The organism is Streptomyces sp. NPDC031111 (assembly GCF_055570675.1).
In genome coordinates this window covers 24,699-37,883 of the sequence record NZ_JBVIGS010000007.1, presented here as the reverse complement: position 1 = coordinate 37,883, position 13,185 = coordinate 24,699, and the positions used below count along the sequence as shown (strand labels likewise).

The window sequence follows — 13,185 nt, the reverse complement described above, 5'->3', positions numbered from 1 at the left end:
GGACGGCAAGTTCACACAACCCCCCGCCTTGGTTTGCAAGGCGGGGGGTTCTTGCTGGGTGAGAATGTAAGGGTGCTCCAGCAACTGTTCAGTCCGTCCGTCCTGCACACGCTCGACCTGATCGGCATCTTCGTCTTCGCGATCTCCGGCGCCCTGCTGGCCGTCCGCAAGAACTTCGACGTCTTCGGCATCGCCGTGCTCGCCGAGGTCACGGCCCTCGGTGGCGGGCTCTTCCGCGACCTGGTCATCGGCGCCGTACCGCCCGCGGCCTTCACGGACCTGGGGTACTTCGTCACCCCCCTCCTCGCCACGACGCTGGTGTTCTTCCTCCACCCGCACGTGGAACGCATCCAGACCGGCGTCAACGTCTTCGACGCGGCCGGCCTCGGCCTCTTCTGCGTCGTCGGCACGACCAAGGCGTACGACTACGGGCTCGGCCTGACCGCCTCCGCCTGTCTGGGCCTGGCCACGGCGGTCGGCGGCGGTGTGCTGCGCGACGTGCTCGCCAACGAGGTGCCCTCGCTGCTGCGCTGGGACCGCGACCTGTACGCCGTCCCGGCCATCGTCGGCGCCGCGCTCACCGCGCTGTGCATCCGCTTCGACGTGCTGAACGCGGGGACGAGCAGCGTCGCCGTGGTCACCGCCTTCGTCCTGCGGCTGCTCGCGATGCGCTACCACTGGCGGGCGCCGCGCGCCTGGCACCGCCGTTCGACGGTCCGGGAGGAGTAGGACTCAACAAAGCTACCGCTTAGTATTATCTTCTTGTACTGTTCAGCCATGTCAGAAGCAGCCCCCGCCCAGGCCACCCGGGCCACGATCGGCGCCAGCGAGTTCGACCGGGACACCGCCCTCACCCCGCGTGCGCCCGGCGTCTACGACATCGACCTCTCCGCCGGCTGGACGATCATCAACGCCGTCAACGGCGGCTATCTGCTGGCCGTCCTGGGCCGTGCGCTCGCGGACGCCCTGCCGCACTCCGACCCGTTCACCATCTCCGCGCACTATCTGACCGCCTCGCAGCCCGGCCCGGCGGTCGTCCGCACCGAGACCGTGCGCACCGGACGGACCCTGTCGACCGGTCAGGCCTCCCTGTTCCAGCTCGACGAGCGGGGCAACGAGGTGGAGCGCATCCGGGTCCTCGCCTCCTACGGCGATCTGGACTCCCTCCCCGACGACGTCCGTACGACCGCGAAGCCGCCCGCGATACCGCCGATGGAGCAGTGCTTCGGCGCCGAGGACGGTCCCGCGCCCGTCGAGGGCAGCTCCGCCATCACCGAGCGCCTGATGCTCAAGCTGGACCCGTCGACCCTGGGGTGGGCGGTCGGACAGCCCTCCGGCAAGGGGGAGATGCGGGCCTGGTTCGGTCTCGCCGACGGCCGGGACCCCGACCCGTTCGCGCTGCTCCTCGCGGTGGACGCCCTGCCTCCGACCGCATTCGAGCTGGGCCTGTCGGGCTGGGTCCCCACGGTGGAGCTGACCGTCCACGTCCGTTGCCGCCCCGCCCCGGGCCCCCTGCGCGTCTCGATCACCACCCGCAACCTCGCCGGCGGCTTCCTGGAGGAGGACGCCGAGGTCTGGGACAGCGCAGACCGCCTGGTGGCCCAGTCCCGCCAGCTGGCGCGGGCCCGCCTGTCATAGCCCGTCCGGCGTTTGAGGACGAGGCCCGAAGGGCCGAAAGGGGGGTCCGGGGGCGCAGCCCCCGGGGACGATGGGGGTCCCCCCGCTCGAGCGAAGCCGAGAGTGGGGGAGGGAAGGGGCGGCGGGGGCGAAAGCCCTACGTCGCCCCTACCCCACCCCGTCCAACCAGTGCGCCCGCCCGATGCCGATCAACCGCATCCGCCGGCTCGCCATCCGGAACACCCGCTCCCGAGCCCCCGGCTCATCCCCCGCCGCCTCCAGGAACAAGGAGGCAGTGACCAGCATCTGGTCGACATACAGCTGAGCCAGCATCAGCAGATCCTCCTCGCTCCACCCCGCGCTCACCGCGTCCTTCGCCAGCGCCTCCCCGACCTCCGCGGTGAACAGCGCCAGCTGCTCGTGTATCGCCTCCCGGACCGACTGCACCCCGCCGTGCCGCTCACGGGCGATGAAGCGGACGTGCGCGGGATGCGTGTCGACATGACCGGCGATCAACTCGACGGCGCGCGCGATGCGTTCCTCGCCGTCCCCGGTCGTGGACACGATCGTCCGGATCATCGGGTGCAGACCGCCCAGAGCCTCCTCGACCAGCGTCACCCCCAGGTCCTCGATGGAACGGAAGTGCCGGTAGAAGGCGGTCGGAGCGACCCCCGCGGCACGGGTGACCTCACGCAGGCCCAGGCTGCTCAGGCTCTGCTCCTCGAGCAGCCCCAGCGCCGCGTCGAGCAGGGCCCGCCGGGTCTTCTGCTTCTGGGCCTGCCGGACGCCGAGGGTGTGACTCATGCCATGCAGTTAACAACTGTTCTCCGTAATTGGAAAGTCATGAGTCACGCTAGACTGGGCAGTCAGTGAACAACTGTAACTACAATCGTTCACCGAACCTGGGGGCTCCACTCATGCTGTTCCTCGTCGCCGCACTTCTGCTGCTGGGGGTCGTCCTGGGCGCCGTCGCCCACGCCCCGCTCTCCTTCTCCGTCGTCGCCGGTGCCGTCATCGCCGTATGGCTCGGCGTCTTCGCCGTACGCGAGCGCCACGGCCGGCGCCGGCGCGGCTCGGCGCAGTAGGTTTTCGCCCCCGCCGCCCCTTCCCGTCCCGTCCCCGGGGCTGCGCCCCGGACCCCCTTCGGCCCTTCGGGCCTCGTCCTCAAACGCCGGACGGGCTATCTCCAGATCTCGCCCGTCACTCCGAACGCAGGAGCCGATCCCATGCACCTCACCGCGCCGGCCGGCCGCCGTACCGGTCTGCACGACGCCGACGGCATGGCCGTCGCGTCCTTCGTCCTCGGCCTGCTCGGCCTGCTCGTCCTCAACGTCTTCCTCGGTCCGGCAGCCATCGTGCTGGCCGCCGTGGCGCTGTGGCGGGGCACGACCCGGCGTGGCCGCGCCCTCCTCGGACTCGGGCTGGGCGTCGCCGACCTCGTCGTCCTCGCCGCGTTCATGCAGGCGGACAACACGATCTCGTGGAGCTTCTGAGCAGGCGTCGCATCCCGGCCAACCGTGATCCGTGGCCGGTGCACCGGGCCCCGTAGAATCGGCCCCACCATGGCTTACCTCGACCACGCCGCGACCACCCCGATGCTTCCCGAGGCAGTCGAGGCACTCACCGCGCACCTGGGCGTCACCGGCAACGCCTCCTCCCTCCACGCGGCCGGACGCCGCGCCCGGCGCACCGTCGAGGAGGCCCGCGAAACCCTTGCCGAGGCCCTCGGTGCCCGCCCCAGCGAGATCGTCCTCACCTCCGGCGGAACCGAGGCCGACAATCTCGCCGTGAAGGGCCTGTACTGGTCCCGCCACGACGCGGACCCGGCCCGCACCCGGGTCCTCGCCAGCCCCGTCGAGCACCACGCCGTCCTCGACGCCGTGCACTGGCTCGGCGAGCACGAGGGTGCCACCGTCGAGTACCTACCGGTCGACTCCCACGGCCGCGTCCACCCGGACACCCTGCGCGAGGCCATCGCCCGCAACCCCGACGACGTGGCGCTCGCCACCGTCATGTGGGCGAACAACGAGATCGGGACGATCCTGCCGGTCCGGGAACTCGCCGAGACCGCCGCCGAGTTCGGCGTGCCGCTGCACTCCGACGCGGTCCAGGCCTTCGGTCAGATCCCGGTGGACTTCGCCGCCTCGGGGCTCGCCGCGATGACCGTGTCCGGTCACAAGATCGGCGGCCCCTACGGCATCGGCGCGCTGGTGCTCGGCCGCGAGCACACCCCCGTGCCCGTGCTCCACGGCGGCGGGCAGGAACGCCACGTCCGCTCCGGCACGCTCGACGTCCCCGCCATCGCCTCCTTCGCCGTCGCCGGACGGCTCGCCGCCGAGCAGCAGGAGTGGTTCGCCCGCGAGATCGGCAGGCTCCGCGACGAGCTGGTCGCCGCGGTCCGCGAGGCCGTCCCCGACGCCATCCTGGGCGGCGATCCCGCGCCCGGGGGACGTCTTCCGGCCAATGCGCACTTCACGTTCCCCGGCTGCGAGGGCGACTCGCTGCTGCTCCTCCTGGACGCCCAGGGCATCGAGTGCTCCACCGGCTCCGCCTGCACCGCCGGCGTCGCCCAGCCCAGCCACGTCCTCCTGGCCACCGGCACCGATCCGGACCTGGCCCGCGGCACCCTCCGCTTCTCCCTCGGGCACACCTCCACGGAAGCCGACGTGGAAGCCCTCGCCAAGGCCATCGGACCAGCTGTGGAACGGGCCCGAGCGGCAGGACTCACCTAGAGGATGCCTGGCCCGCCGTGGCCGACGGGGACCCGGAGGGCTCGGCTTCGGTCGATGCCGTGCGGGCCCGGCGGACCAGTTTCAGATAGCGGTCCCAGTCCCAGTGGGGGCCCGGGTCGGTGTGGTCCGTGCCCGGAACCTCGACATGGCCGAGGATGTGCTCGCGGTCGACCGGTATGTCGTAGCGGGCGCATATACGGGCCGTGAGACGGGCCGACGCCTCGTACATCTCGTCCGTGAAGTCCTCGGGGCGGTCCACGAAGCCCTCGTGCTCGATGCCGACACTGCGCTCGTTGTAGTCGCGGTTGCCCGCGTGGTACGCCACGTCCAGCTCGCGGATCATCTGCGTGACGCGGCCGTCCTGACCGACGATGTAGTGCGCCGCGGCCTTGTGCCCCGGGTCCTGGAACGCCCGCACCGCGCTGTCGAAGCTGCCCTGGGTGACATGGACGATCACCATGTCGACGCCGAAGTCGTCCGGCCGGTCGGCGCGGCGCCAGTTGGCGTCCGAGGCCGCCACCCAGCGGGCGCCCGCATAGTCGACCACGCCCTGTTCGCGCGGCTTCTCCACGCCCGGCATCCGCCACCACAGGCGCGCCAGCTCGTCCCGTGCCAGCACCGCCGTGCCCGCTGCCGCCGCGACCCCGCCCACGATCAGGGCCCGCCGCCCGATGCGCCGGTCCCCGTCCTCGGATGCCTTCTGTGCCCCCATGTGATCGTGAACGCATACTCGGCGGCCGTGGTTCCCGGGCCCCCGTACCCTGGAAGGGTTATGACTGAGACCTCGCAGCGCCCCCGCCCCCTCCGCGTCCTGGCCGCCATGTCCGGCGGAGTCGACTCCGCCGTCGCCGCCGCCCGCGCGGCCGAAGCGGGGCACGAAGTGACCGGCGTCCATCTCGCGCTCTCCGCGAACCCGCAGTCGTTCCGTACCGGCGCGCGGGGCTGCTGCACCATCGAGGACTCGCGCGACGCCCGCCGCGCCGCCGACGTCATCGGCATCCCCTTCTACGTGTGGGACCTCGCCGACCGCTTCCGCGAGGACGTCGTCGAGGACTTCGTCGCCGAATACCAGGCGGGCCGCACCCCCAACCCCTGCCTGCGCTGCAACGAGAAGATCAAGTTCGCCGCGCTGCTGGACAAGGCGCTCGCGCTCGGCTTCGACGCGGTCTGCACCGGCCACTACGCCAAGGTGATCCTCCGCGAGGACGGCACCCGCGAACTGCACCGCGCCTCCGACATGGCCAAGGACCAGAGCTACGTCCTCGGCGTGCTCGACGACCGCCAGCTCGCCCACGCGATGTTCCCCCTCGGTGACACCGTCACCACCAAGGAGGAGATCCGCGCGGAGGCCGAGCGGCGCGGACTGGCCGTCGCCAAGAAGCCCGACTCGCACGACATCTGCTTCATCGCCGACGGCGACACCCAGGGCTTCCTCGCAAACCGCCTCGGTAAGGCCGAGGGCGACATCGTCGACGAGTCCGGCACCACGATCGGCACCCACGAGGGCGCGTACGGCTTCACCATCGGCCAGCGCAAGGGCCTGCGGATCGGCACCCCCGCCCCCGACGGCAAGCCCCGCTACGTCCTCGACATCTCCCCGGTGGACAACACCGTCACCGTCGGCCCCGCGGCGGCCCTCGACGTCACCGCCCTGTCCGCGATCAAGCCCCGCTGGTGCGGCGCCGCCCCCGAGGGCCCCGGCAGCTACACGGCCCAGCTGCGCGCCCACGGCGGCGAGACCGAGGTGACGGCGGAAGTCGTCGACGGCGAGCTGCGCGTCCGCTTCACCGAGCCCGTCCGCGGCGTCGCACCCGGCCAGGCGATCGTCCTGTACGACGGCACCCGCGTGGTCGGCTCGGCCACGATCGCGTCGACGGTGCGGGCGACGGCCGACGTGGCCTGACGCCGCCACGCCCGGGCGCCCAGCAGGGCGCTCACCGCGCGAAGAACTCCGCCAGGACCGGGGCCAGGACGTCCGGTTCGACCATGTGGGTCTGGCCCTCCAGGGTGCGGTACGTGCCCCGGGGGACCGACTCGGCGATCGCCCGCGCGGCCTCACGCATCCACGCCGGGCTCGCGTCGCCCGCGACCGACAGCACCGGCACCCGGATCGACGACAGCAGCTCGCGCGGCACACTTCCGTCACCCATCACGGCGTCGTCGTACGCCAGGCTCGGCGCCATCGACTCCATCCCGGCCCACATCGGTGACTGCCGCGCGCCCTGGATGACGTCCTCGCCCAGCCCGGTCAGCCGCAGGAAGAGCTCCACCGCGTCCCCGCGCCGCCCCTCCGCGAGCGCCGCCGTCAGCTGCTCGGTGTACCGCGCCCGCTCCCCGAGATCGTCCTCGGACATCGCGTACGGCGTCTCGTACACGGCGACATGGCGCACCGGCAGCCCGCTCGCCGCCGCCCTGAGCGCCAGCGCGCCGCCCGAGGAGACGCCGTACAGCGCGGCCCCGCCGCCCACCGCCTCGATCAGCGCCCCCAGGTCCTCGACCTCGCGCTCCACCGCGTACGGCGCCGTGTCCCCGCTCCGGCCCCGGCCCCGCCGGTCGTACACGACCACCCGGAACCGCTCCGAGAGGGGCGCGGCCAGCGGCGCCACCGTGGCGCCCGTCGACATCGCGCCGCTGACGAGAACGATCGTGGCACCCCGCCCGGCGCTCTCGTACGCCAGGGAGGTGCCGTCGCGCGAAGTGATGTTCTTGTCCATGTCTCACCAGACTGCCGCAATGCGCGGCATTCGTCGGTGAGGCGGGCGGCGCGTCCGCCGATCACAACCCTTCCACGCCCTCAGCCGACTTCCACCTCGTAGAAGCAGAGATGGTCCTTGATCCGCGCGACGTCCGGCTTCGGCTCCGGATACGCCCAGACCAGGTCCGCCGCGTCCGGCAGCGACCAGTAGGAGGCGGTGCCCTTGAACGGGCAGTACGTGTGCGTCCCGGAGGGCGTCAGCAGGTCCAGACGTACGTCCTGGGGCGGGATGTAGTACCGCGCGGGGCAGCCCGTTTCGCGCAGCACCAGCGCCTCGTCGCTCTCCGCCAGCACCCGGCCGCCGTGCACCACGCGCACGTGCCGGTCACTGGGCTCGATGGTGATGCGGTGGCCTGTGGTCACGATCGCCCCTCCTCGGGTAGCCGCTACAGCGGATACAGCGCACGCTGAAGCGGACTTCTTCCCGAGGACCCGGAGGACCCATGGGAGCCAAGGACATCGCAAGGAACCGCAGCACCCTCGCCCACCGGGCCGGCTATGCCCTGCGCCACCCGCGGCGCGTCCCCGCCCACGCGCGGCGCGCGCTCCGCGACACCTGGCTGCGACTGAAGCACCGCGACCACATCGCGTACTACCGCGCGGTGATGGCCTCCGACGCGGCCCGCAGCGCCGAGGCGGCGGTCGGCCACAACCCCTCGCGCGAGCAGTGGGCGCGCATCGGCCGCATGCAGTTCGACTACCTCCTGGGACACGGACTCCGGCCCGAGCACCGGATGCTGGAGATCGGCTGCGGCAACCTCCGCGCGGGACGCCTGTTCATCGACCACCTGGAACCCGGCCACTAATACGGCATCGACATCTCCCCGCACATCCTGCTCGCCGCCCAGGACACCCTCGTACGCGACGGACTCCAGGCCAAGATGCCCTACCTCGCCCTGGCGAACGACCTGACCCTCGCCTTCCTGCCCGACGGGCACTTCGACGTCGTCCACGCGCACAGCGTCTTCTCGCACTCGCCCCGGCATGTCGTCGAGGAGTGCTTCGCGCACGTCGGCAGGTTGCTCGCGCCCGGCGGGTTCTTCGACTTCACCTTCGACCGGACGGAGGGCGAGGAGCACCAGGTGCTGCACGAGGATTTCTACTACCGGACGGAGACGCTCGTCGACCTGGCCGCCCGGTACGGCTTCGAGGCGCGGTTCATGGACGACTGGGAGGAGCTGCCGCACCGGCAGTCGAAGATGCGGCTGACCGCGATGTCGGACCGGGCCCGTACTGTGGGCGCGTGAACATTTGTGTCTTTCTCTCCGCCGCCGACCTCGACGAACGCTACACGGGCCCCGCGCGGGACTTCGCGCGGCTGCTCGGCAAGGGCGGCCACACGCTCGTGTGGGGCGGCTCGGACGTCGGTCTGATGAAGGTCGTCGCGGACGGCGTGGAGGAGGCGGGCGGTCGCCTCCTCGGCGTCTCGGTGGAGTTCCTGGCGGCGAAGGCACGGAACGGCGTCGACGAGATGGTGATCGCCAAGGACCTCGCGGAGCGCAAGCGGCTGCTGCTGGAGAAGGCGGACGCCGTCGTCATCATGGTGGGCGGCACCGGCACCCTCGACGAGGCGACCGAGATCCTGGAGCTGAAGAAGCACGGGCACACCGACAAGCCGGTGGTCCTGCTCAACACCGCGGGGTTCTACGACGGCCTCAAGGAGCAGTTCCGCCGCATGGAGGACGAGGGCTTCCTGCCCCGCCCCCTCACCGACCTGGTGTTCTTCGCGGAGGAGCCCGTGGGTGCGCTCGCGTACCTGGAGGAGAGCCTCGGAGCGAAGTGACCGCGCGATGATGCGAGCATGGCGGGCATGGCTACACATGTGATCACCGGAGCCGGCTCCGGCATCGGCGCGGCCGTCGCCCGCCGCCTGCACGCGCGCGGCGACGAACTCGTGCTGCACGCGCGCGACGCGGGCCGGGCGAAGGAACTCGCGGCCGAGTACCCCGGCTCCCGCACCCTCGTCGGCGACCTGGGGGACCCGGACCGGCTCTCCTGGGCCTTCTCCCACCAGTCGCTCCCGGAGCGGGTGGACTCCCTCCTCCACATCGCCGGCGTGGTCGATCTCGGCCCGGTGGGAGAGCTGACCCCGAAGACCTGGCGGCACCAGCTCAACGTCAATCTGATCGCCCCCGCCGAGCTGACCCGGCACTTCCTGCCCCAGCTGCGGGCCAACCGGGGTCATGTGATCTTCGTCAACTCCGGGGCCGGGCTGAACGCCCACGCCGACTGGTCCGCCTACGCCGCGTCCAAGCACGGCCTGAAGGCTCTCGCCGACTCCCTGCGCCACGAGGAGCACGGCAACGGCGTCCGCGTCACCACGGTCTACCCCGGCCGCACGGCCAGCCCCATGCAGGCCAAGGTGCACCGGCAGGAGGGCAAGGAGTACGACGCCGGCAAGTGGATCGACCCCGAGTCGATCGCCACGACGATCGTCATGGCCCTGGACCTCCCGAGAGACGCGGAAATCAACGACCTGACGGTCCGCCCGGGGCGGTAAGACTCAGCCCGTCTGGCTAAAGCCAGCCCCTCCGGCGTTTGAGGAGCGGGGGTCCGGGGGCAGCGCCCCCGGGGACGGGACGGGAAGGGGCGGCGGGGGCGAAAACCTCCGTACGCTCTACGGGTGAGCGAAAACAGCCAGTTCAGCCTCGGACCCGCCACCGGCGTGGGCTCCATGCCGGGCGGGGACGCCCGAGAAGCCGCCAAAACGATCACCGGCAGCTTCGAGGACTTCCCCCACCTCCCCGAGCTCCCCGCCCGCGGCCCCGGCGCGGACATGATCGGCCGCACCGCCGGCATGCTCGTAGAGCTCTACGCCCGCGTAGAGCCCAGCGGCTGGCGACTCGGCGACCACCCCGGCCGCGACACCAAACGCGCCCGCTCCTGGCTGGGCGAGGACCTCGACGCGCTGGAGGAGTTCACCCAGGACCACCAGGGCCTGCTGAAGGTCCAGGCGGTCGGCCCGTGGACGCTCGCCGCCGCCCTGGAGCTGCGCAACGGCGAGGCCGCCCTGTCCGACCCCGGCGCCTGCCGCGACCTCGCCGCCTCTCTCGCCGAGGGCCTGCGCCTCCACCTCGCGGAGGTCCGGCGGCGCGTCCCCGGCGCACAGCTCGTCCTCCAGCTCGACGAACCCTCCCTCACCGCCGTACTGCGCGGGCAGGTGCGGACCGCCAGCGGCTACCGCACCCACCGCGCGGTGGACCGGCAGATCGTCGAGGCCACGCTGCGGGACGTCGTCGGGGTTCACGACGGCGGACCCGTCGTGGTCCACTCGTGTGCGCCGGACGTGCCGTTCGCGCTGCTGCGCCGGGCGGGCGTGGCGGGGATCTCCTTCGACTTCTCCCTCCTCACCGAGCGTGACGACGAGGCGATCGGTGAGGCGGTGGAGAGCGGCACCCGGCTGCTCGCCGGCGTCGTCCCCGGCACGGACGGCCCGTTGTCGGACCCTGGCGGTAGCGTCAGGAGTGTCAGGACGCTCTGGCGCAGGCTGGGGCTGCGGCCGGGACTCCTCCCGGAGGCGGTCACGATCACCCCGGCGTGCGGGCTCGCGGGGGCCTCCCCGGAGTACGCGCGGAGGGCCCTCGCCCATTGCGTCCGGGCGGCGAGATCCCTCGCGGACAACCCAGAGTAACGGGAGGACACACGGTGGCCGGCGACAAGCAAGCGGAGACGACGAGCGTGCCCGCCGAGGCACGGGAGAAGCACGCCAGGCTCGCTGAGCAGATCGAGGAGCACCGCTTCCGGTACTACGTGAACGACGCCCCCGTCATCAGCGACGCCGACTTCGACCGGCTGCTGCGCGAACTGGAGGCGCTGGAGCAGGACCATCCCGAGCTGCGCACCCCGGACTCGCCGACCCAGAAGGTCGCCGGGTCCTACGAGACGGAGTTCACCTCCGTCGAGCACCGCTCGCGCATGCTCTCCCTCGACAACACCTTCAACGACGACGACCTGGCCGCCTGGGCGGACCGCATCCACCGGGAACTGGGCACGCAGAAGTACCACTTCCTGTGCGAGCTCAAGGTCGACGGCCTCGCCGTCAACCTCACCTACGAGCGCGGGCGGCTGGTCCGCGCGGCGACCCGGGGCGACGGCCGCACCGGCGAGGACATCACGCCCAACGTCCGCACCATCGCCGAGATCCCGGACCGGCTCAAGGGCGACGAGGTGCCGGACCTCGTGGAGATCCGGGGCGAGGTCTACTTCCCGATGGAGAAGTTCCAGGAGCTCAACGCCCGCCTGGTCGGGGCCGGCGACAAGCCCTTCGCCAACCCGCGCAACGCGGCGGCCGGTTCGCTGCGCCAGAAGGACCCCCGGGTCACCGCCACCCGCCCGCTGCACATGGTGGTCCACGGCATCGGTGTCCTGGAGGGCTACCGGGGCATGACCCGCCTCTCCCAGGGCTACGACCTGCTGAAGACCTGGGGCCTGCCCACCTCACCCCACAACAAGGTCGTCGACGACCTCGCCGGTGTACGGGAGTTCATCGCGTACTACGGCGAGAACCGCCACTCCGTGGAGCACGAGATCGACGGTGTCGTCGTCAAGCTCGACGAGATCCCCCTCCAGGGCCGCCTCGGCAGCACCTCGCGCGCCCCGCGCTGGGCCATCGCGTACAAGTACGCGCCCGAGGAGGTCAACACCAAGCTGGTCAACATCCGGGTGGGCGTGGGCCGTACGGGCAGGGTCACGCCGTACGCGCAGGTCGAGCCGGTGACGGTGGCCGGCTCCGAGGTCGAGTTCGCCACGCTGCACAACCAGGACGTGGTCAAGGCCAAGGGCGTCCTCATCGGTGACACGGTGGTGCTGCGCAAGGCCGGTGACGTGATCCCGGAGATCCTCGGCCCGGTCGCCGACCTGCGGGACGGCAGCGAGCGCGAGTTCGTGATGCCCGCCGAGTGCCCCGAGTGCGGTACGCCGCTCAAGGCGATGAAGGAGGGCGACGTCGACCTGCGGTGTCCCAACGCCCGTACGTGCCCCGCACAGTTGCGGGAGCGGCTGTTCTACCTCGCCGGGCGCAAGGCGCTGGACATCGAGCACTTCGGGTATGTCGCCGCGGCGGCGCTGACCAGGCCGCTGGAGCCCGAGGAGCCGCCGCTGAGGGACGAGGGCGACCTCTTCGACCTCACCGTCGAGCAGCTGCTGCCGATCAAGGCGTACGTCCTCGACCAGGACAGCGGCCTGCCCAAGCGGGACCCGAAGACCGGCGAGGAGAAGATCGCCACCGTCTTCGCCAACCAGGAGGGCAATCCGAAGAAGAACGCCGTCGCCATGCTGGAGAACATCGCCGCGGCCAAGGAGCGTCCGCTGGCCCGGGTGCTCACCAGCCTGTCGATCCGTCATGTCGGCCCGGTCGCGGCGGAGGCGCTGGCCCGTGAGTTCCGCTCCATCGACCGGATCGAGCAGGCCACCGAGGAGGAGCTCGCCAACACCGAGGGTGTGGGCGGCATCATCGCCGCCTCGCTCAAGCAGTGGTTCGCCGAGGACTGGCACCGCGAGATCATCCGGAAGTGGAAGGCGGCCGGAGTCCGTATGGAGGAGGAGGGGTCCGGCGAGGACGAGGGACCCCGTCCGCTGGAAGGGCTCACTGTCGTCGTGACCGGAACCCTGGAGCACTTCACCCGGGATGGCGCGAAGGAGGCCCTCCAGAGCCAGGGCGCGAAGGTGACCGGATCCGTGTCCAAGAAGACGTCGTTCGTCGTTGTGGGCGACAATCCCGGGTCAAAATATGACAAGGCGATGCAGCTGAAGGTGCCGGTTCTGAACGAGGACGGTTTCAACGTCCTTCTCGAGCAAGGTCCCGAGGCCGCGGCCGATGTCGCCCTTTCGGCCGAGGAGTAGCGGTTGAAGGCCACCCGATCGGCGCATACCAGATGCATACGGGTGGCTGGGGCGCATTCGGGCAACCGTCGGCGACCGGTGCCCGTACACGCCCTCTGCGGCCTACTGTTGAGATGTGCGCCTGCCGTGCCCAGCTGCGGTCGGGGCAACCCGTACTCGTGAAGGGTCCGGGGTAAGGGCTTTCCACCGCGGAGCCGCTGAGGGTCGTCGGGCATCGGGCCGCGTGGCGTGGGCACCGCC

Annotated in this window: 14 protein-coding genes and 1 pseudogene; 11 read left to right on the top strand and 4 right to left on the bottom strand. The window is 71.4% G+C overall.

Annotated elements, in window-relative coordinates; all coding sequences use genetic code 11:
- The first annotated feature begins 72 nt into the window (after window positions 1-72).
- Both ACZ470_RS16260 and ACZ470_RS16255 read left to right on the top strand, forming a co-directional pair.
- Complete coding sequence (locus ACZ470_RS16260; protein ID WP_468427680.1) at window positions 73-729, top strand: trimeric intracellular cation channel family protein; 657 nt, start codon at window positions 73-75, stop codon at window positions 727-729.
- A gap of 48 nt (window positions 730-777) precedes the next feature.
- A complete protein-coding gene (locus ACZ470_RS16255) occupies window positions 778-1,638 on the top strand; it encodes a thioesterase family protein (protein ID WP_468427678.1) in 861 nt (286 codons plus the stop codon).
- A 147-nt stretch (window positions 1,639-1,785) separates the two neighbouring features.
- Here the strand turns inward: ACZ470_RS16255 and ACZ470_RS16250 are convergent, their stop codons facing one another.
- Window positions 1,786-2,421, bottom strand: a complete 636-nt coding sequence (locus tag ACZ470_RS16250) for a TetR family transcriptional regulator (RefSeq protein WP_468427676.1) — start codon at window positions 2,419-2,421, stop codon at window positions 1,786-1,788.
- A 113-nt stretch (window positions 2,422-2,534) separates the two neighbouring features.
- On the opposite strand from ACZ470_RS16250, the gene ACZ470_RS16245 reads away from it, so the two are divergent.
- The 3 genes from ACZ470_RS16245 (at window position 2,535) to ACZ470_RS16235 (ending at window position 4,349) form a co-directional block, all read left to right on the top strand.
- Window positions 2,535-2,702 carry a hypothetical protein gene (locus ACZ470_RS16245; RefSeq protein ID WP_468427674.1) on the top strand — a complete coding sequence of 56 codons (168 nt, stop codon included), beginning with the start codon at window positions 2,535-2,537 and terminating at the stop codon, window positions 2,700-2,702.
- 141 nt (window positions 2,703-2,843) lie between these two features.
- Entirely contained in the window at window positions 2,844-3,110 is a 267-nt protein-coding gene (locus ACZ470_RS16240) for a DUF4190 domain-containing protein (RefSeq protein ID WP_468427672.1), read from the top strand.
- Between the two features lie 69 nt (window positions 3,111-3,179).
- Window positions 3,180-4,349, top strand: a complete 1,170-nt coding sequence (locus tag ACZ470_RS16235) for a cysteine desulfurase family protein (protein ID WP_468427670.1) — start codon at window positions 3,180-3,182, stop codon at window positions 4,347-4,349.
- Here ACZ470_RS16235 and ACZ470_RS16230 read toward each other — a convergent pair.
- Window positions 4,342-5,061 carry an N-acetylmuramoyl-L-alanine amidase gene (locus ACZ470_RS16230; protein ID WP_468427668.1) on the bottom strand — a complete coding sequence of 240 codons (720 nt, stop codon included), beginning with the start codon at window positions 5,059-5,061 and terminating at the stop codon, window positions 4,342-4,344. The genes ACZ470_RS16235 and ACZ470_RS16230 overlap by 8 nt on opposite strands.
- Window positions 5,062-5,121: 60 nt before the next feature.
- Here ACZ470_RS16230 and mnmA point away from each other — a divergent pair, with 60 nt between their 5' ends.
- Entirely contained in the window at window positions 5,122-6,252 is a 1,131-nt protein-coding gene (mnmA, locus tag ACZ470_RS16225; protein ID WP_468427667.1) for a tRNA 2-thiouridine(34) synthase MnmA, read from the top strand.
- 31 nt (window positions 6,253-6,283) lie between these two features.
- Here the strand turns inward: mnmA and ACZ470_RS16220 are convergent, their stop codons facing one another.
- Together ACZ470_RS16220 and ACZ470_RS16215 are read right to left on the bottom strand one after the other, a co-directional pair.
- Complete coding sequence (locus ACZ470_RS16220) at window positions 6,284-7,063, bottom strand: alpha/beta fold hydrolase (protein WP_468427666.1); 780 nt, start codon at window positions 7,061-7,063, stop codon at window positions 6,284-6,286.
- A gap of 80 nt (window positions 7,064-7,143) precedes the next feature.
- Window positions 7,144-7,467, bottom strand: coding sequence for a DUF427 domain-containing protein (locus ACZ470_RS16215; protein ID WP_468427664.1), 324 nt, complete (start codon window positions 7,465-7,467; stop codon window positions 7,144-7,146).
- An 80-nt stretch (window positions 7,468-7,547) separates the two neighbouring features.
- Here ACZ470_RS16215 and ACZ470_RS16210 point away from each other — a divergent pair.
- The 5 genes and pseudogenes from ACZ470_RS16210 (at window position 7,548) to ligA (ending at window position 12,945) form a co-directional block, all read left to right on the top strand.
- A pseudogene (locus ACZ470_RS16210) lies at window positions 7,548-8,351 on the top strand (class I SAM-dependent methyltransferase).
- Window positions 8,348-8,887, top strand: a complete 540-nt coding sequence (locus ACZ470_RS16205; RefSeq protein ID WP_468427662.1) for an LOG family protein — start codon at window positions 8,348-8,350, stop codon at window positions 8,885-8,887. The pseudogene ACZ470_RS16210 and the gene ACZ470_RS16205 overlap by 4 nt, the downstream one beginning before the upstream one ends.
- Before the next feature lie 18 nt (window positions 8,888-8,905).
- A complete protein-coding gene (locus ACZ470_RS16200) occupies window positions 8,906-9,604 on the top strand; it encodes an SDR family oxidoreductase (RefSeq protein ID WP_468427660.1) in 699 nt (232 codons plus the stop codon).
- A gap of 174 nt (window positions 9,605-9,778) precedes the next feature.
- Window positions 9,779-10,735 carry a methionine synthase gene (locus ACZ470_RS16195; RefSeq protein ID WP_468428134.1) on the top strand — a complete coding sequence of 319 codons (957 nt, stop codon included), beginning with the start codon at window positions 9,779-9,781 and terminating at the stop codon, window positions 10,733-10,735.
- 14 nt (window positions 10,736-10,749) lie between these two features.
- Entirely contained in the window at window positions 10,750-12,945 is a 2,196-nt protein-coding gene (gene ligA / locus ACZ470_RS16190; protein ID WP_468427658.1) for an NAD-dependent DNA ligase LigA, read from the top strand.
- The last annotated feature ends 240 nt before the right edge of the window (window positions 12,946-13,185 follow it).